Origin of the sequence: Sinorhizobium medicae, from assembly GCF_007827695.1 — a bacterium.
GTDB lineage: Bacteria > Pseudomonadota > Alphaproteobacteria > Rhizobiales > Rhizobiaceae > Sinorhizobium > Sinorhizobium medicae.
Map to the genome: position 1 here is coordinate 149,785 of NZ_VITA01000009.1, position 16,821 is coordinate 166,605.

Here is a 16,821-nt window from a genome sequence, read left to right on the forward strand (position 1 = left end):
GACTTACACGTTTTTGATTTTCACAGAGAAGGATGTCCGTCCAATCAATGGGCTCATGCTCCACTCGAAGAATTGGCGGCCTACCAGCGACGAAGTAGTTCTTACCTTTTTTTAGGTCCTTTTCTATGAGTTTATGATCAAGTATTAAGCACTCAGAAAAATCGCAGTTCTCAAACGCATATCCATAGTCGTTGTGGTCTTCGAGCGCGGTAACCGATTCAACCATTTTTATTCCACAACTGTTGAATCGGCATCTATGAAATCTATCGTTTACTGAGACCGTGTCCCAGTTAGCCAATCTAGTCGTGAGAAGCTAACATTAATAATATTGTCAATATCGTAATGACTATCTTGGGCAAATACGCCGCCCACATAATGTATCTGCTTGAAACCCGGAATGAAGAACCAGTATGGTTCGGAATCGTCATCAGGATTGTCGGCATTCATAGTGCAGTCAAACCAGATGTGGCGTTCGGTGTTGAACCCTTTTTGATCGCCAGTGCGCATAACACCGGAGATTTCAGGCCTGTGCCGGTTTGCGTGGCTGGCGCTCATATGATCTTCTATGAAGTCCGCAAGCAGGTTCATACTTTGGAACGCATAAGTTCTGTCGTTGCCCGCAATTAGGACACCGAGCGTTGCGACGCCTGCCGACACGTGCGAGGCCTTCTCGTGCTCACTGAGCAATTTAGCCCCCTCCTGCAATAGCTTCGCACGGCCCTCACTTTCCGCTTGGTTTGCCTGACGGCTGTTTATTGAACCGCGCCAACTTGCCGTGCAGAAGGTAACAACGGCAAATAGCGCTACTCCGAAAGGTGCAAGAGCTTGAGCTTTCTTCAGGTCGGGATCACCATCGAAGCCATCCACGAAAATCCAGAGGAATGCAGCAAAGATTGCGATAGCCGTGAAGATTGCGCTCGTGATCGCGAGTGCATACCACTGGTTTTCGGTAATGGACGGCCAGTCACTCGTGTCTTTTTGACCGAGTTGTTCTTTTGATATCATATCCGTCCTTCACACATTTGCGCCGCCAAGATAGCTTTCGGGTGAGAGTTTGCGGAATGTTCTTTCAAAGGCGTCAGCAGCTTCCGCAACCTCGTCCGCGAGGCGATCTACCTCCGCAATTTTCTGTGATGTTTCCTTGCTGTGCCAATCCGATATTCGTTCTTGTTCTGGTGCGAGAGACCACCATTCATCACGATGACTAATAGGATTGCCATACTGATCTATCCTCTCGCACAGTGCGGCGGCTTTTTGGGAAATCTCCGCAACAAGATTGTCTAGTGACGCATTCTCGAACTCATGTTCCGGGCCTTGCCGTTCCAGAAAGTCTCTGACGAAGTCTAACGATGCATAACGAAATGATGCTCCGAATGAGTTTTCCCGGAGATATCTCTTGTTGCGCTCAGTGAAGCAATCACGGACCTTCTGGCCAAGCACTACATCGTGGGGGTGGAGCAAGGCTGTTCGCGGCTCAGGCGCAACGGCTTTGGTTTCGGCGAATGCCCAAGCGCCGAATAGGCCAAGGAATGCTAGGATGGGCTCAAACAAAGTGTCACCGGCTCGATACGAATAACCAATCCATCCAGCCGCGATCATGCAGGCAACGCCGCCTAGCAAACTTCCAACTCGCCACATTTGCCACCCTCGAATAAATATCAGACCTGTAGACAGACGCCGAAAACCCGCCGGAAACTCATTATTCCGGCGGGCGGGTTACCTGGGTGGCTATTTGGCCTTTTTCTCGTCTTGAGACAGGACAGAAGCGGCGAGTTTCTTGGCGTCCGCGTGCGTGGGCTTCTTACTACCGTTCAAAACCTTTGCAGCAAGCCTGGACGTAATGGAGCTTGATTGCTTCTTCGCCATCACAGACCTGCCGCCGGCGCAACATCGCCGAATTTCTTACCGGTCTTGATCTCGCTCACGCGTCCCTGATTGATTTTGAACATGGCCGCAATTTCGTGCTGCGCCATGTTGTTGAGCAGGTAGCGCTTGATCTTAGCTGCCATCTCCGGCGTTACGTCCGGGGAGACTCTTCGCATGCGGGTAGGCCTCCTTGGGGCCCGCCCGGCTTGTTCAGCGTGGCAAATCACTATAGGGTCTTCTTGTTCAGGGAGAGACCTTACAGTCTTACCAGCCTGCCGCGCCGGGATTGCTTGTGTGCGGCTCCACGAGTTGTCCGACGGGCTGTCCCGTCGGGCGCTCGAATCATTTCGAGCACATCCCAATTTACGGCAAACTCTGGTTGTAGAAAAAGCTGTCAATCGACTTTTTCACAAGGATTTGCGCTCCGATTAATTTAGCTGTGCATGCGGTGTGGAAAACCAGACTGGCGCGGCTTTGTTATTGACTCTGGAATCGAATCAACTGCTCCCAACAATGCTCGCTTGCAGAGCCTGTTGCTTCACCGGCCGGCGCGCGGCTGGCATCCCGGCGCAAAACGTTGCTCCAGATCGTACCGGCGAGTCGGATCGCCATTGGGAAAATGCTGCCGATAGAAACTGCGGATTGAGGATATCACCCGGAACGACGGGTTGCGGGCTTCGCCAGCCATGATCCGCGTAATCGCGCTCGCGCCGACATGCGATCCTTCGGCAATCTGTCGGCGCGTCATCCCGGTCTCTTCCAGTCGGGCGATCATTGCAGCGATATCGCGGATATCGTCCATGGGGCTCACTCCTTCGGCGTGTGATTCGCAAAGGGCGTCAGTCGAGCCGCGCAACGATTCAGTTGATAACCCGCCCGACGCCTCGGCCTTAAAAGGCAAGAAGGATGATAGCATCGCCTGACCCAAAACTGACCCAATTTTTGGGTCAGGCGGAAAAATCCGTTAGCCGGCTCATCGCCGGCTTGGGTCAAGTATCTGATTTCCTTTTGGAAAATGGTCGGAGCGGCGGGATTCGAACCCACGACCCCTTGACCCCCAGGAGAGAGGTCTAGTTTGCTGGATGCCCTGATAGACAAGGGTTTGCGGCATGTCCAGAAGGTCTGTTCGGGAATTATTTCGGGACTCGGCGACTCGGTTTTGTGTTCTTGAGCTTTCCTTCCAACGCGGGCCCTAGAACCACGTCATTCCTCCATAGTACGATCGTCGGAGCTGTAAGCGTTCGGAGGAATCCCCTAAATGAATGTGAGTCCGGATTGGGGACTGGAGATAGTCGTCAATGAAGTTGAGAGGTCTGCTTGGACGGAAAATTTGAGGGCGCCATTTGAGCCCTTCGCTGACCTGTTCTACAGCCAGAACGGGCCCATTGTGATCCGCTCTGTCGAATTTGTTGGGCTGACAACCGCGGAAGATGTCTATTTCACGGGCAAGGACTTGCTCCTGCGCCTGAACGCGAGCATGGAAACCATTGCGGGTCTACAACCCGCCATGATCGGCGCTGTGGTCGATTTCAGAGGCCCTCACCCGAAACGGACCAACATCATTGAAGCAAAGGGCATTGAGTCCAAGCCCTTCTTTGGGCGGGCCACGATTACCCAGGTCGATTTGCAAGGACGGCGTATCGAAGCTCCCGCGTCAGCGTCCCCGGCGCAAGAGCAGATGCAAGCTAGCCTTTTTGATCCCGCTATTGGGGCTGCCATAAAATTCCTGTCGGGCGAGCCCAGCTGGGCGGAAATATACAAGGCCATCGAGGCGCTCGACAAGACTGGTTTGGCAAGCAGCGCGATATCAGAGAACAAGAAGTCGCTCATGAGGAGAACAGCAAATTCTGAGGAACGGCATTGGAAAAAGGATCTCGGATTTACGCCTATGCAGCTGGCGGAAGCTCGAGTGCTTATGAAGCGGTGGCTCAGAATGGCCGTTAAGGAGCTAATCAAGGAGCGATCTACGTCAGCGCAAAAACCGCCGCATCGTCCGCCCGTTCTCTGATTCCCTTGAACGATGCGTGTCGCAGCTTGCCGTCATCGGTCCAAGCGCGATACTCGACTTCTGCGACGAGTACCGGCTCGGTGAAGACGGCATTCTTCCGCCTCAGGCTCACTGCCGGTTTTTTCGTAATGATGGATGCGAGGACATTGCGCAGTTCGCGCGATAGATCGTGTGACCAGCCAGTTCCGCAGCCGCCGACATAGACGAGCTCTCCGTCCTTGCGCGCGGCCAGCAGCAGCCGACCCAGATGACCGGGCACGGTTGACGGCTCGAAGCCGACGATCACAAAGCTATCCCGGCGCTTGCAGGTGATCTTCTGCCACCACTCGCCTCGGCCCGAGCGGTATGGCTTCTCAATGTGCTTGGCGATGATGCCTTCGAGGCCATGCGCGCAGGCGACCCGGAAGAATTCGTCGCCGTCGGCCTGCACTTCTTCCGACAGTCGAATGGCCCCTTCCCGCCCGGCGACAAGAGGCTCGAGCAGTCGCCGGCGCTCGCGCAGCGGCAGCCGGCGCAGATCACGGCCGTCGAGGTAGAGGAGATCAAAGGCATAGAAGACGATGGCGCCGGCTTCATACGGAGACGGCAAACGCCCGAGCGCCCGTTGCAGCATACCGAAATCCGAGCGGCCATGGTCGTTCAGAACGACCGCCTCCCCGTCGAGGATAGCGGTTTTCACGGCGAGCCGCCGCGCGTCGTCTGCGATCGAGGGAAACTTTCCGGTCCAATCGTAGCCGCCGCGCGTGAGTATCCGCACCCGGCCGGGCTCGATGTGGACGGCGATCCGATATCCGTCCCACTTCACCTCATAGGCCCAATCCGGTCCCTTCGGTGGCTTGTCGACGAGCGTTGCAAGGGAGGGATCGACCCGCGCCGGCATGGGATCGATTGGCGCGATATCGCGAGGCTTCTTTGAGGATGCTCTGGCCATAGCCCCATTAACGCACAGCCCCGCGAAAAGCCGAATTGACTCTTTCGGCGTAGAGAACATAATGAGAACATTCATCGGCGATGCGGCGCGCCATCCATCAATCAGCGGCGAATGCAGAAAGGCGCGCATCATGCGAACACCTGAAGATGAAATAGGAACCGCAATTGAAGTTGATCTTGCGGTAATGCCCCCACACCAAAGGCGGGCATATGCTGGCCTCGACCAGTTTCGCCGTCCTGTCGAGGTGCGCGGCGTCCAGGAACTCGCCAGGGGAATTGCCGAATCCTTCGGGGCCTTTGCCATCTTCGATGTCGAGACGGTATTGCGGTCTCCGGCGATTGCGCCATTCGTTACGCAGACGCTCTACGCGATCCCGCTCGAATTGAGGCGGGCCGCCTGCGACCGCGATCGACTAAAAGCGGAAAGCGCGCGAAAGGAGATGGCGCGTATAATCTCGGCCGCACTTCTGGCGCGATACCATTTCGAACCCCTGAAACACGTCAGCGCCTCCTGCCATCCGAATTGGGAACAGGCATTCGAGCAGCAGTTTGGCGCCGGCCGAGGAGGCGATCGACATGAGTGACGAACTGGGAGCCAAGCCCCACATTGGGGCCGGCCCGTATGTCCATTACTGCGAACACCTAGGCTGCACGAAATGGGGCAGCTTTGGCTTCGCAGTCGGCCGCGGCGAGCCGAACTGGTTCTGCACTGAGCATCAGCCCGAATGGAACAATCGGCCCGACTACCCAAGCGCCGTCGACGCCGCGCGGAATCGATACGGCCACGCAACCCACCCTAGTGCAGGCTAGCACCGAGAGTATCCATAGATCGGCCGCGCACGGCGCTTGCACTCGATCTCTTCCTTGTATTCGTGGTCGCCACTTGCACTCGGGTTTCTCACCGAAGACCCAAGCACGTATCGGACCTTAGTCTGGCTCGTTGATGGCAAAGGTCCTAAGCCAGTGACCGAGCGGATCCCTTCGGCCCATGTTAGCGTTGTCACCCCGAGCGGCACCCTCGTCAGCCGCTCGTGTGAGTGATGGCCTCAGAGTTGCCTGCGTGTCCCTTCTTGGCAGCTCTGAGGCCGAGTTCTATGCCGGTGCTAGTTTGTTGTGCTGAAGGAATTGTTGATGCGTGACAAAGACGATTTTGGGCTGCCGGAGCGAAGAGCATCAACCGGTCTGCCCCTCAGCGTAATGCTCTTATCGATGTTGACGATCGTCGTTTATCTGCTCGTCGGCGGCGCCTTCTCGAACAACGGAAGCGGCGTGGTCGCGGTCTATGTTCCTCAGCAAACCGATGCCGAACATCGCTAAGCTTCGAGCTAGCGATGGAATAGCCACCTTCTATCGAGATATTCGTCCGCCTTCGCCTGAGCAGGATTTGCTCGTCGGAGTGCTTCTTGCACGTCCTTCCGCCTCTGGGCGGCGGTACTTCCGCTTGCTTTGAATGTGTCTACTTCAGTAGAGATGGGGTCCTTGCCTTGGCCTCTCTTCTCTTGATCATCTGCCATGCATTTTCTCCCCCAGCATCGATGAAGGATAGGAGCCGACCGGCCACCGACAAGGGCTGGAACCTCATGCCCGGTGTTGGGATCATTCTGCCGCCGGCTGGAGAGCGCCGCCGTCGGCGAGCGTGGCAATCAGATTTGCGATCGCGTCTCTGTGCGCTGGTGATGGTATCCTGTCGAAGTTCCTTGCTACCATCATGGCATCATCGCTTTGCTCTGGCAGGAGCACCGTGGGTTCGCCCGTGTCAATACCTCTCCAGAACTCGTCCATGCTGCAATTAAGCGCCCTGGCCACCGCAAAGAGGCTTCCTGCGGCGATCCTCCTCGCCCCATCCTCGCATTTTTTCAACTGTGACCAGGAGACGCCGACAGCCTTCGCCAGTCCCCTCCGGGACACTCCCGCCAGCTCCCGAACCCGACGTATGTTTGAGCCGATGACAACGTCGATCTCGCAAGTCGTGTTCGTGTTGTTCATGCCTCTTTCCCCACGTCGTTCTATTCTTAACCTGCGCGCTGGTTATGTCGAGGCGTCTACTCCATTGGAGGAATGCTCACCCGATTGGGTGATTCGACAGGAACAAGCTATTCTGATAATTGTGACAACCTAAAATTGCCCGTAAGTGTCTATTTTTTTATTCATTCTGATATTCGTTTTGGCCGGAAACGTCCCGGCTCCCGGAGGAAACCATGGCTACAATTACGTATCATTTTCCAGCAGGACTTTACCCAAACCAATACAACCCACCGTTGAGTGGCGTCAGCGTTAACCCGTCTTTCGGCGAACTCGTAGACATGAGCACGGCGAGCCGTTCGACCACGACCAGTACTTCGGTGCTTTATCGGCTCGACAACGGACTAAAAGTGAAGTTGGTAGGCACCGGGTTCAGTTTTGACGCGAGTGGCGACGCTGTGGGAGGAACAATCACATCGATAGAAGTCCTTCTGAACAACGGCACAGGATTGATACAAACAATTAGCGGGCTGAATATTTCGCTTGAACTTTTCCAAGACGCATCGGCCGCGTTCGACAGTTCTGGACTCGAGAGCTGGCTCGCGAGCGGCAACGATACGATCAACGGCTCCCTCGGTAATGATGAAATTTGGGGACACCTTGGAAACGATGTCCTCAACGGCAATGCGGGCAGTGACCTCGTCACAGGCGGCGGAGGTGCAGACACCTACGATGGAGGAGCCGGGTATGATGTTCTGAACTTCCAGGACGCTTATGACTCCCCAACAGCGATAAGAGGCATCAACCTCAACGCCACGGCTGGGACCGTCATTGATCAGTTCGGGTTTTCGGAAACCTTCCAGAATTTCGAGGAGTTCAGAGGAACCCAGTTCTCGGACACGATGGTGGGATCCTCGGTCGATGAGACGTTTTTTGGATTTGGCGGCCGCGACACTATTAACGGTGGCGCTGGAATCGACACCGTTCGATACGACCGCGATTTCCAGCGAGGCGCCACAAAGGGTGTCAGCATCGATCTCAGCACCGGTATTGCGACGGATGGCTTTGGATCTCGGGACACTCTCACCAGCATCGAGAATATCCGAGCTACTGAATTCAAGGATACCATCGTCGGCAGTTCAGCCGCCAACTTCCTCCGCACGTTCGCGGGCAATGATTCAATCAATGGCGGAGGCGGCGCAGACAACATGCGCGGCGGCCTAGGCAATGATACGTATTTCGTGGACAACACCGGTGACATCGTTGACGAAGCGGCCGACTCGGGCGCGGGTACAGATGCCGTTCACTCCACAATCTCGTTCGCTCTCGGTAACACCGCGGTAGTCAAAGGGGGCGTGGAGAACCTGGTCCTACTTGGCACCGGCAACATAAATGGCACGGGCAATGCCTTGAACAACACCCTGAGCGGCAATACCGGGAATAACATTTTCAGTGGCTTTGCCGGCAACGATACAATAGACGGGGGCCTCGGCAACGATCTGATAAATGGTGGCCTCGGCAATGATATCCTGACCGGCGGAGCCGGTTTGGACACTTTCAACTTCAGCTATGCTCTGGATGCCACGAACAACGTCGACACGATCAACGGGTTCGTTGTCGCGGACGATACGATCCGACTGGAGAATGCGATCTTTACGGGGATCGTCGGCACCGGCACGTTGACTGCGGCGCAGTTCGTAACCAATACCACGGGCCTCGCTGCTGACGCCGACGACCGAATTATTTATGATAGCGACACCGGAAGGCTGCTCTACGACAGCGATGGGGATGGAGCGGGCGGTTCTGTTCATTTCGCCGCAGTCGGAACGAACCTCGGCATCACTGCAAGCGATTTTTTTGTAGTGTAGTTTTGCATCTCACGCAAAAGGCCCTCTTCATTCTTGGGGAGGGCCAGAGCGACGACTGTGGCGGCACATGGCGTTAACGAAGCCGACCCGATCGACTCCCACCATCCTCGAGCCGCTGCAGGATCTCACGCACTAGACGCATGTCTGAACTGAGATTGTTCAGTGTGCTCTCGACGGCCCGCATCGATGTCGCCGCTTCGGCCGCCTGCTTCTCGACGGCCGATATTCGGAGCTCGTGATTGTCGATCTGCCGGAGGGAGACTTCGGCCGCTGTAAGGCGCTTGTCGAGACGATCGATGGAATTCGCCTGCGAGTCCTGATTGGCGTTCACCCTCTCCCAGGTCGCGCCCCACGCTGTAAGGCCGCCGGCAAAGCCGAACAGGATCACCAGGGTGTTGAGGTTATATTCAAACCTCCATTTCGGAGTTGCGACCATCTTTTCGGTTTCCTGTGTTTCAGACAATCCCCTGCCCTCGTAGTGTGATGCGATTACTGCTGCGCTTCGCCGTGGCGGGCTCATTCCGCTTTCGTCCAGACAGCCGCGGCACAGATGCCAACGACGGTCCGATCTATCTTCCGCTGGTCCGCCGGCGTCGCGCCGCGCGTGCCGATCAGATCAGTGCCCACCACCCGGCGCAGTCCGTCGGCACTTGCCGGCGCCGAAGTCCCACATCCCTGGAGGGCAAAGGTCAAAGCGAGAGCGGACATCGTCCGCAGTGCGGCCAGCTTCATTGTTCTGCCTTTCGATGGATTGACGAACGTCGTCACCGCCCTGCCGGTAGATCCAGGCAACGACGGCAACGACGATGGCGACAGCGGCCGCAGCCGCGACGAGGCGAGGAGTGGAAAACATCACCCAGCCTCACGAACCCGGCGCACGAAATACCAGAGCCCGACGAGCACCGCCGCGACCATTGCGGCGGCAAGCGCCCACTGCACCGGGCCATTCCCCGCAAACAGCGCACCTGCGGCCGAAAGCAGACCGCCGAGCGGCCCCCAAGCCTCTGGCTTCTTCAGCACCTCTCCCAGTCCAGTGTCGCGGCTATCCGCCTTGGCTCCGGCTTCTGGCGGGGTCTCGACCTTTTCCACACTCCTGCCGCTGGCGTCAGCCGCCAATCGCAGCGCATTGCCGCGCACGCCGGGTTGATCCTTCCACTGGCCCTTCGGGTCCTTGCCTGTGACGCGGATCGTCCAGCCACGACCGTTGACCGGAAAGCCGGTCCTGCCGTTCGTGAGCGAGCGAAGGAAGCGCATGCGGGCGTCGCAGTAGTCCCGAATGAGCGTGCTGACGCCGCCGGGGTATTTGCGCACGGCCGCAAGCGTCTGCTCGCCGACCTGGCCGTCCTCGCGGATACCGAGGACCTTCTGCAGGGTCTTCACTGCTCGGTACGGCCCGGAGTTCACCCCGAAGTCGAAAGCGGCATAGTCGAGCCCGGGCGGCAGCAGATCGCCCCCGCTCTGCCCCCAGTAGGAGCGCCGGTAGATGTCCTCGGCCTCTTCCCGGCTCACTGCTTTGACCTGGTTGGCCGTGACCGACTTGACGCCGCGGTGCGCTGCCAGAGTGGCGCCAGTCACACCGTACTTCGTGCCGACCAGAACGCCGTGGAGCCAGTTGCCCCGGTCGCCTTTGTGATTCGAATAGCCGCCCTCATCTCCGAACATGAGTTCGAGGGCGACGGGAAGAGTTTCCCGAGCCATGTGATCTCCTGGTTTCATTTTTTGGTGGTTAGTTGCGCGCTCACCGCGTCGCCACACCGCGATGGAAGAGCGGTAGCCATCCTGAGAGCGCCGAAGAGATCGCGCCCGTATTGGCGGACGGTGAATCTGACACGTACAGAGTGAACGACAGCGATCGCCATCATTAGGGTTCCAAGTATTCGGCGTGCGCCAATCTCGCTTGGATACATTGACTTTGAGATGAGCCCACCTAATAGTTCGCCCGCTTTCAATGGGGGAACTAAAGCCAAATGTCGTACACAACCGCGGAACGATTTACCGCGTTTCTTCTCACGTACTTGCCAAGATTTTCCGCAGTCGCAAGCTTTATGGAGCACGAAACGGAGACGGGCTCGCGATACGTGCCGCTTCTCGCGGCGCACGAAGCCGTCATTGGAAAGCCAGGCGTCTGCCTGGAGTTCGGCGTATTCAGAGGAGCGTCGATCAACTACACCGGCAAGAAATACTCGAAGCGCAAGTTCTATGGTTTCGATAGCTTCGAAGGATTTCCTGACGACGGGCGAACGGATTGGAATCAGGATTTTTCAACTGGTGGAAAGCTCCCAGAAGTTCCCGCAAACGTCACCCTCATCAAGGGATTCTTTTCCGATACACTGCCCGGATTTCTGACCAACCTGAGGGATGAGGTATGTGTCGTCAATATTGATTGCGATATCTACTCCTCGACCAAAGACGTGTTCGACGCGTTGCAGAAAAATAGGCTCCTCAAGCCTGGGGTTGCGATCGCCTTCGATGAGCTGATCAACTACAGAGAGTTCATCTGGAATGAAGCATTTGCGCTGTTCGAGATGCTCGAAGCCACCGGTCTTGGAATTCGCTGCCTCAGTGTGCACCAAAGGGTACGCGGACTTGAGGAAACCCTTTCCATGCTTTGGAATGGAGCGTATCCGAGCTGGGCAAAGCAAACGGAAGAAGGATACCGCCAACAGGCGTCTCTGATACTTACCGAGGGTGGTCTGGATATGAGCATTCTTGGCCAGCCGTACAGTAGACGAAGGGTCGTAGAGGTCTCAAAACGGCTCTCGGCGATGGTTATGGCGCACGCTCCCGATTTGGCCGGCAGGTTTAAAATTTCTGCATGAGCCTTCTCTCTCGCCGCCGCATTCCTGCCCAATTGGCCTGATCCACGATATTGCGTTGATTTGCGGCGGCCCCTGCCCTAGAGAGCCGCCGCATTTGCAATTTTTGGGTGTCCTGTCACTTGCATGTGTCAGGACTGCGTTTTAACAACGCCAGGCATCGAAACTGGATGGATACTCCGCAATGAGTAAACTCACGCTGATCATCGCCGTCAGAACATCAGATTTTTCCGATTATGCGAAAAGGCTGCAACTCAGAGACGCGCTCGATCTGGCTGATGTTGATACGATCCTCGTGGACGACGGCAGCCCAGCCAGCGTCTCGTCGGAAGTCGAAGGTTTCTGCCGCGAACGCGGTTACAACTACATCCGCTTACAGACCGAGGAATTTCCGTTCTCGCTTTCCCGCGCCCGCAATGCAGGGATAGATGCTTCGTCCACCGAGTGGATTTGTTTCGAAGATATAGACCTCGCCTATAGGTCGGACTTCTACCAACGTCTAATGCGCGAGCTCGACCTCCTTGAGGAAACTCCGTTCAATTTCCTGACGGTTCCCGCAGTCTATCTCTCCGCCGCCCAGTCGGACCGCGTATTTGCTAATGGTATGGATGCGGAATACGAGCGGGCCCTGACTGCTGCTCTGCTCGAAGATCCACGCGGACACGATATCAACTCGTCTTTGCAACATTACGCGCCTGCTAGTTCAGTCGTGGCGGTCAGGCGCAAAACCGCTCTTTACGTCGGCGCCTTCGATGAGAACTTCGCGGGCTGGGGCGGAGAAGACCGGGATTTCGTCTTTCGCCTTCTGCTGGTCAATGATCGGATCGAGAAGCCATCCGAATTTCAGGTCACCAAGACCTGGAACCTGAACGACACCACGCAATTTGACGGCTGGCGCGCGCTCTATCGGATGCACGGCGATTATCTCGCCCGCAAGGGCATGTATGCGTTCCACCTCTTTCATGAGATCCTGTCTTGGCGGAGCGGCCAATCGAACATCAAGCTGGCCTCCGAGAAGGCCGAACGGTATCACACGACTAGGAAGGTACCGGCGCGCCGAGATCCGAACCAGCCGCCCGACATTATCATGGGCTTCAACCCGCATATTGCGAACGAAGCGGTTCTCCAAGCTCTGGCAAACCCGACAATCATCGACGAGAACGGTCGAGCAGACCCGGAACGATACGCCGCAGACATTGCGGAGCAGAAACCCAGATCTGTTCTGATGTGGAACCCCTACGGCCTCCCCTGGCGCAAGAAGGTCTACGACGCGCTCCGTAAACTCGGCATTGATCCGATCGTTGGCGAGCGCGGAGCGTTGCCCCGGTCCCTCTATTTCGACAAAGGCGGCCTGTGCGTCGAAAGCCCCAGCTACCGCGAGGAACGTTGGGCCAAGCCGCTGACGGAAGAGCAGGAGCAATCCGTAAAAGCCTACATCGCAGATATGCGCTTCGGCGAGCACGCTCTTGAAAAGCAGTCCGGCCGCGTTGGGGCCGCTCTGCTCCGCCACCGTCTGAATATCCCCGATGGGGCGAAGATTCTCTTCGTTCCGCTTCAGCTTGCCGACGATACGGTAACGACGCTATTTTCGGAGAAGCGCCGGGAATATGATGCCTACCTCTTGGAGATCAAACGCCTGTCGCTGTCGCTGCAGAGCGATTGGGTTATGGTGTACAAAAACCACCCTCTGGCGGTTCAGAAGTTCGAACTGTCCTCGGCGATATGCGCGGACGCCTACCATGTGCATGACCTGCTCGAGGCGGCCGGAGCCGTTGCCCTGTTTAACTCCGGCGTCGGCGTGATCTCGATGGCCTTCAACAAGCGTGTCTTCTACTACGGCCCTTGCTTCTATGCGATCGACGGGATCAACGAACGATTTGAAGACGCAGAGCAGATGAGGGTATCTCTGAGAAACGTTGCCCCTGTCGACAAAAACAAGGTTCACCAGTTCTTCTACTATCTGCTCAAGGAGCTTTACAGCTTCGCCGATTGGAAGGCGGACATAGCGACTTTCAGCAACCTTTCGAACCGGACCAAAGTCAAGGACATTAAGTTCACAGAAGTTCGTATCCCAGGCTACGCGCCGGCGATCTACCAATACCCGGCCTTCGATCTTCGCCGGTCGGTTCTGTTCGACCCGTACCGCCACCATGCGAACCTGAATGGTAAAGGCGCAGTAATAATGCCGGCGACCAAAAGCGCAGCAAAAGCGGCGGTAAGCTCAATCGCAAACTTCGTGACCTCCGGAAACTTCACCAAAGCCGCAGCCCATTTCGAGACCGAGTACGAGAAGAACAAATCTCGGCCCAATCTGCTGCGATCGGCGGCTGAGATGCATATTCGGGCAGGCAATAGGAAGAGGGCGATAGTGCATCTCAAGACGGCCTCCAAGCAATTGCCTGGAAACCGAAGCGTGCGCAGACGACTACTTGTGGTAAAGTACCCTTTCTTAAAGCGCGTAATCGGCGAGAACGAGTTCCCCGTAAACTTCTGAAGATTGGGTGAGGAGAACACCGCGTATGAAATCAGGCACCGACGAGATGGACGATGACGAGTTTCTTAAGTATCTCGTCCGCACTCGGTGGAAGGATCGCGCCTGGCAAGCGGGCGCGGGCCTCCTTGCCGGAGCCTCCATCGGGTATATTTTGTCCCTTCCGTTGTCTGCCTGCCTTTTAGCCGTAGCGGCAGGAATTTGCGCTTTACTGGCGGCCTCATACCTGCATTTCACGGAACCAAGGTTTGTCCCGACCGTCACATCCCCCGATGATGAAGACGACCAGGACATATACCCATTGAATCCTGACGCCATGACAGACGAAGAACTTGCGAGAGAGATCTTCCTGTCCAGAGGCGGGCGCCACTAAGCGCCCATCACGGTGAGGCTCATATTCTGCGAACTGCCAACACGGTTCTCGACGTACAAGACACCATCCTGAACACCGAGAGTAATATTGCCATCTGTGCCCGTTGTGCCCGTAAGGGCTGTGGTTACGGCGACAACGTTTGCGTCGGTGATCCGGTTTCCTGATGCGGCTGGAGACGATGCGGCACGAATGCCAAAAATACCCATCTCCAAACTGCCAGCAGTCACTATGGCCAGGCCTGAGAAGATTTGCCGACCGAGAACAATTTGAAATGCTGTATCATCGGCCACAGTACCTCTGAAATACACTTCAGCAACGTTCCCGCCGACCATCGCCCTAGGGTCGATGCGGATGCCGGTATTACTGCCCGAGAAGAAGAACGGACTTGCGCGCGAACGCGTGTTAACAGTCGCCCCTATAACGATATCCGACAGCAAGCCAGCCGTTCTAATGAACTCGATTCCGTTGCCGGTCGCGCCGGAACTGAACACATTGTCGACGGTGATCTGCTTCAGGTCGCCGCTGCCGTTGCATTGGAACGTAATGTCTGCAGTGGCGGTGCCGTTGATAGTGACATCGTCAACCGAAAAGCCAAAAACGCCGCCGGATCCAGAGGTTAGGAATTTTACTGCCTGCGGTGCATTACCTGTTGCGCCACGATAATTGATATCATTGATCTGCCCGCGAGAAACAATGATGCTGTCGCCATGCACCAAAACTCCTGTCGAGGCGCAGATATAGCTCACATTATTGATGCGTGGGGCGGATACGTTCCCGCTGGCGCCCTTTCCTACAGCGATCAGTGACTCTGGGCCGCCTCCAGACGAGTAGTTGGAATACACTCCGCTAATGTTGCAGCCAGAGCCACGCACGAGAATACCGGCCGAGCCAGCAGTGAACGGGTACGTCCGCCACACCATGTTGAGTTCGCGGATGGCGCAGTTATTCCCACCCTCGCCCACGATGATCTGATTGAACGCCTCCTGCGCAAAAACGTTCTCGATCACGCAGAAGTCGTGCTCGATGCGGATGAAGGGGCTTGTCCTGGCGGAAACGTTGTCGGGGTGGTTCTCGAACTGAATATCGGAGAAACGGCAGGCTGTGTGTCCGCTCGCGAACACATCGAAACCGTCACCTTTCACGAGGAAGACAGTTCGGCGATTGCCGCTGCCCATAACCCATCCGCCACGCGTTAGCGTGACACCAGTCATCATGGTGTAGTTGCCGATATCGAACTCCACTTTGCTTTCGCGGGAGTTCCCCATCGCCGTGAAAGCCTTCTGGATGGCCGGCGCTTGGTCAACGGTATTGCTTCCAGGGAACGCACCAAACCACGACGCATGGACCTGCCTTGCGGGTTCGCCACTGTCGCTGTCATGCGCCAGGATGAAGCTTCCATCCCCCCTGAAGATGTGCTGCTTCGGGCTGTCGATGACTTCGGTGATGGTCACCGTTCTTGTCGCTGCAGCGGTGACGTAGGCTCCATCAGCGAAGTAGACCGGCGCGTCTATCGTAAGGTTCGCATCAATGAGCGTGTTACCGGCCGGGAAGCGAACGTAGCCAAGAAGCGCTGCCATTGCCGTAATGGCCGGGGAACTGTCTGAAGTAGGCGATGAGCCGAACGCGCTTACATCACTGCAGGAAATGCGCACCCAGGCACCCGAGGTTGCGGCGGTATCGTCGGCTTTAATGTAAACGGCCTCGGCAGTGTCGGCCGCGATCTGCGCGGAAAAGTCGCCTGCGGTCCATTCATACAGACCGTTGCGACCTGCTTCCCCGAGGAAGGCCAGAGTCGTCACGTTGGTGTTGTACGCCTTGAGCGCTGCACGAGTGGCGGCGTACCGGATGTTGGCACTTGCAGCAGCCGCCTCGGCAGCCGCTTGAGCAGCCTCAGAAGCCGCGACAATCGCTGCGCTCGCTTGATCGCTCACCAGTCGGAACGTCGAGCCGGACACAATGCCCATGACGATCATGCCGGCAGTCAGGCCACCGACCGCGACGTCGTTGCCGCTGTTCGTCTTGATCGTCAGCGTAGCGCCGCCGTTGAATGCTACGGTTACGGGGCTACCGGTGTTCGTCTCGGCGACTTCCATCCAAACCAGCGCAGATCCAGAAACCGGAATGGCGGTGGTCGCTTGAATTCCGACAGGTGTGCCGGCTCCGGCATCGTTCGCCACGATGAACGAAAATGGCAGATCCGACTTCCGCTCCCACGTGTCGGTGTCAGGGTCGAACCCGTATACGCCGATATACTCAACGTTCGGGTCGTCAATAACCCAGGCCATTCGCTTCTCATTAAAAGAGACGTCCGCGAACAACTCTGCGCGCGCGTCGTAAATCAGGCCGCCACTCGAGGTGAAGGCCGTGATTATGCCTTCAACCCAGCTGCCCCACGCACGGATCTGCGCCTTGTCAGGCTCATACGGATCAGAGGAAGGACCATCAGCCCAGATATTTGCGGCGAGTTCGACCATGATGTTTCCCATGCGAAAGCGCCCCGGCGATGC

At 56.7% G+C, this 16,821-nt stretch carries 19 protein-coding genes; 8 read left to right on the forward strand and 11 right to left on the reverse strand.

The window, feature by feature from the left end:
* Nucleotides 1–270: 270 nt before the first annotated feature.
* From FB009_RS17205 to FB009_RS17220, 4 genes are all read right to left on the reverse strand, one after another.
* Nucleotides 271–1,005 carry a hypothetical protein gene (locus tag FB009_RS17205; protein WP_011975031.1) on the reverse strand — a complete coding sequence of 245 codons (735 nt, stop codon included), beginning with the start codon at nucleotides 1,003–1,005 and terminating at the stop codon, nucleotides 271–273.
* Between the two features lie 9 nt (nucleotides 1,006–1,014).
* The gene (locus tag FB009_RS17210) at nucleotides 1,015–1,599 is read right to left on the reverse strand and encodes a hypothetical protein (RefSeq protein WP_028054082.1); all 585 of its coding nucleotides are present in this window, start codon (nucleotides 1,597–1,599) and stop codon (nucleotides 1,015–1,017) included.
* Nucleotides 1,600–1,865: 266 nt separating this feature from the next.
* Complete coding sequence (locus FB009_RS32735; protein ID WP_153317411.1) at nucleotides 1,866–2,042, reverse strand: hypothetical protein; 177 nt, start codon at nucleotides 2,040–2,042, stop codon at nucleotides 1,866–1,868.
* 362 nt (nucleotides 2,043–2,404) lie between these two features.
* Nucleotides 2,405–2,668 carry a helix-turn-helix domain-containing protein gene (locus FB009_RS17220; protein WP_024311669.1) on the reverse strand — a complete coding sequence of 88 codons (264 nt, stop codon included), beginning with the start codon at nucleotides 2,666–2,668 and terminating at the stop codon, nucleotides 2,405–2,407.
* A gap of 456 nt (nucleotides 2,669–3,124) precedes the next feature.
* Between FB009_RS17220 and FB009_RS17225 the strand changes: the two genes are divergently transcribed.
* Nucleotides 3,125–3,874 (forward strand): hypothetical protein, encoded by a 750-nt coding sequence (locus tag FB009_RS17225; RefSeq protein WP_145161694.1) that lies wholly within the window; start codon nucleotides 3,125–3,127, stop codon nucleotides 3,872–3,874.
* Here FB009_RS17225 and ligD read toward each other — a convergent pair.
* On the reverse strand, nucleotides 3,831–4,805 hold the full coding sequence (ligD, locus tag FB009_RS17230) for a non-homologous end-joining DNA ligase (protein ID WP_186447666.1): 975 nt from the start codon (nucleotides 4,803–4,805) through the stop codon (nucleotides 3,831–3,833). The genes FB009_RS17225 and ligD overlap by 44 nt on opposite strands.
* Before the next feature lie 130 nt (nucleotides 4,806–4,935).
* On the opposite strand from ligD, the gene FB009_RS17235 reads away from it, so the two are divergent.
* The 3 genes from FB009_RS17235 to FB009_RS17245 all read left to right on the forward strand — a co-directional run bounded on the left by FB009_RS17235 (nucleotide 4,936) and on the right by FB009_RS17245 (nucleotide 6,121).
* Nucleotides 4,936–5,388, forward strand: a complete 453-nt coding sequence (locus FB009_RS17235; RefSeq protein WP_102045292.1) for a hypothetical protein — start codon at nucleotides 4,936–4,938, stop codon at nucleotides 5,386–5,388.
* Nucleotides 5,381–5,614 (forward strand): hypothetical protein, encoded by a 234-nt coding sequence (locus FB009_RS33175; protein WP_234888279.1) that lies wholly within the window; start codon nucleotides 5,381–5,383, stop codon nucleotides 5,612–5,614. The genes FB009_RS17235 and FB009_RS33175 overlap by 8 nt, the downstream gene beginning before the upstream one ends.
* Before the next feature lie 321 nt (nucleotides 5,615–5,935).
* Complete coding sequence (locus tag FB009_RS17245) at nucleotides 5,936–6,121, forward strand: hypothetical protein (protein ID WP_102045293.1); 186 nt, start codon at nucleotides 5,936–5,938, stop codon at nucleotides 6,119–6,121.
* Between the two features lie 279 nt (nucleotides 6,122–6,400).
* Here the strand turns inward: FB009_RS17245 and FB009_RS17250 are convergent, their stop codons facing one another.
* Nucleotides 6,401–6,790, reverse strand: a complete 390-nt coding sequence (locus tag FB009_RS17250) for a helix-turn-helix domain-containing protein (RefSeq protein WP_102045295.1) — start codon at nucleotides 6,788–6,790, stop codon at nucleotides 6,401–6,403.
* A 212-nt stretch (nucleotides 6,791–7,002) separates the two neighbouring features.
* Here FB009_RS17250 and FB009_RS17255 point away from each other — a divergent pair, with 212 nt between their 5' ends.
* Nucleotides 7,003–8,634: a calcium-binding protein gene (locus FB009_RS17255; protein WP_145161697.1), complete on the forward strand. Its 1,632-nt coding sequence runs from the start codon at nucleotides 7,003–7,005 to the stop codon at nucleotides 8,632–8,634.
* Nucleotides 8,635–8,707: 73 nt separating this feature from the next.
* Here FB009_RS17255 and FB009_RS17260 read toward each other — a convergent pair whose 3' ends face one another.
* The 4 genes from FB009_RS17260 to FB009_RS17275 form a co-directional block, all read right to left on the reverse strand.
* A complete protein-coding gene (locus FB009_RS17260) occupies nucleotides 8,708–9,070 on the reverse strand; it encodes a hypothetical protein (RefSeq protein WP_102045358.1) in 363 nt (120 codons plus the stop codon).
* Nucleotides 9,071–9,150: 80 nt separating this feature from the next.
* The gene (locus FB009_RS33180) at nucleotides 9,151–9,342 is read right to left on the reverse strand and encodes a hypothetical protein (protein WP_234888283.1); all 192 of its coding nucleotides are present in this window, start codon (nucleotides 9,340–9,342) and stop codon (nucleotides 9,151–9,153) included.
* A complete protein-coding gene (locus FB009_RS17270; protein ID WP_145161703.1) occupies nucleotides 9,251–9,487 on the reverse strand; it encodes a hypothetical protein in 237 nt (78 codons plus the stop codon). The genes FB009_RS33180 and FB009_RS17270 overlap by 92 nt, the downstream gene beginning before the upstream one ends.
* The gene (locus tag FB009_RS17275) at nucleotides 9,487–10,332 is read right to left on the reverse strand and encodes a glycoside hydrolase family 108 protein (RefSeq protein WP_234824706.1); all 846 of its coding nucleotides are present in this window, start codon (nucleotides 10,330–10,332) and stop codon (nucleotides 9,487–9,489) included. The genes FB009_RS17270 and FB009_RS17275 overlap by 1 nt, the downstream gene beginning before the upstream one ends.
* Nucleotides 10,333–10,601: 269 nt before the next feature.
* Here FB009_RS17275 and FB009_RS17280 point away from each other — a divergent pair, with 269 nt between their 5' ends.
* From FB009_RS17280 to FB009_RS17290, 3 genes are all read left to right on the forward strand, one after another.
* Nucleotides 10,602–11,453 (forward strand): TylF/MycF/NovP-related O-methyltransferase, encoded by an 852-nt coding sequence (locus FB009_RS17280; RefSeq protein ID WP_102045356.1) that lies wholly within the window; start codon nucleotides 10,602–10,604, stop codon nucleotides 11,451–11,453.
* 181 nt (nucleotides 11,454–11,634) lie between these two features.
* Nucleotides 11,635–13,944, forward strand: a complete 2,310-nt coding sequence (locus FB009_RS17285; RefSeq protein ID WP_145161706.1) for a glycosyltransferase — start codon at nucleotides 11,635–11,637, stop codon at nucleotides 13,942–13,944.
* A gap of 25 nt (nucleotides 13,945–13,969) precedes the next feature.
* A complete protein-coding gene (locus FB009_RS17290) occupies nucleotides 13,970–14,314 on the forward strand; it encodes a hypothetical protein (protein WP_145161709.1) in 345 nt (114 codons plus the stop codon).
* Here FB009_RS17290 and FB009_RS17295 read toward each other — a convergent pair.
* Entirely contained in the window at nucleotides 14,311–16,788 is a 2,478-nt protein-coding gene (locus FB009_RS17295) for a hypothetical protein (protein WP_234888280.1), read from the reverse strand. The two genes, FB009_RS17290 and FB009_RS17295, sit on opposite strands and share 4 nt — an antisense overlap.
* Nucleotides 16,789–16,821 lie beyond the last annotated feature (33 nt).

Coding starts and splice junctions, on each gene's coding strand:
- FB009_RS17260 (WP_102045358.1), bottom strand. CDS start 9,070: ATGGTCGCAACTCCGAAATGGAGGTTTGAATATAACCTCAACACCCTG.
- FB009_RS17275 (WP_234824706.1), bottom strand. CDS start 10,332: ATGGCTCGGGAAACTCTTCCCGTCGCCCTCGAACTCATGTTCGGAGAT.
- FB009_RS17270 (WP_145161703.1), bottom strand. CDS start 9,487: ATGTTTTCCACTCCTCGCCTCGTCGCGGCTGCGGCCGCTGTCGCCATC.
- FB009_RS17255 (WP_145161697.1), top strand. CDS start 7,003: ATGGCTACAATTACGTATCATTTTCCAGCAGGACTTTACCCAAACCAA.
- FB009_RS17235 (WP_102045292.1), top strand. CDS start 4,936: ATGCGAACACCTGAAGATGAAATAGGAACCGCAATTGAAGTTGATCTT.
- FB009_RS17245 (WP_102045293.1), top strand. CDS start 5,936: ATGCGTGACAAAGACGATTTTGGGCTGCCGGAGCGAAGAGCATCAACC.
- FB009_RS17285 (WP_145161706.1), top strand. CDS start 11,635: ATGAGTAAACTCACGCTGATCATCGCCGTCAGAACATCAGATTTTTCC.
- FB009_RS17250 (WP_102045295.1), bottom strand. CDS start 6,790: ATGAACAACACGAACACGACTTGCGAGATCGACGTTGTCATCGGCTCA.
- FB009_RS33180 (WP_234888283.1), bottom strand. CDS start 9,342: ATGTCCGCTCTCGCTTTGACCTTTGCCCTCCAGGGATGTGGGACTTCG.
- FB009_RS33175 (WP_234888279.1), top strand. CDS start 5,381: ATGAGTGACGAACTGGGAGCCAAGCCCCACATTGGGGCCGGCCCGTAT.
- FB009_RS17295 (WP_234888280.1), bottom strand. CDS start 16,788: ATGGTCGAACTCGCCGCAAATATCTGGGCTGATGGTCCTTCCTCTGAT.
- FB009_RS17290 (WP_145161709.1), top strand. CDS start 13,970: ATGAAATCAGGCACCGACGAGATGGACGATGACGAGTTTCTTAAGTAT.
- FB009_RS17220 (WP_024311669.1), bottom strand. CDS start 2,668: ATGGACGATATCCGCGATATCGCTGCAATGATCGCCCGACTGGAAGAG.
- FB009_RS32735 (WP_153317411.1), bottom strand. CDS start 2,042: ATGCGAAGAGTCTCCCCGGACGTAACGCCGGAGATGGCAGCTAAGATC.
- ligD (WP_186447666.1), bottom strand. CDS start 4,805: ATGGCCAGAGCATCCTCAAAGAAGCCTCGCGATATCGCGCCAATCGAT.
- FB009_RS17205 (WP_011975031.1), bottom strand. CDS start 1,005: ATGATATCAAAAGAACAACTCGGTCAAAAAGACACGAGTGACTGGCCG.
- FB009_RS17225 (WP_145161694.1), top strand. CDS start 3,125: ATGAATGTGAGTCCGGATTGGGGACTGGAGATAGTCGTCAATGAAGTT.
- FB009_RS17280 (WP_102045356.1), top strand. CDS start 10,602: ATGTCGTACACAACCGCGGAACGATTTACCGCGTTTCTTCTCACGTAC.
- FB009_RS17210 (WP_028054082.1), bottom strand. CDS start 1,599: ATGATCGCGGCTGGATGGATTGGTTATTCGTATCGAGCCGGTGACACT.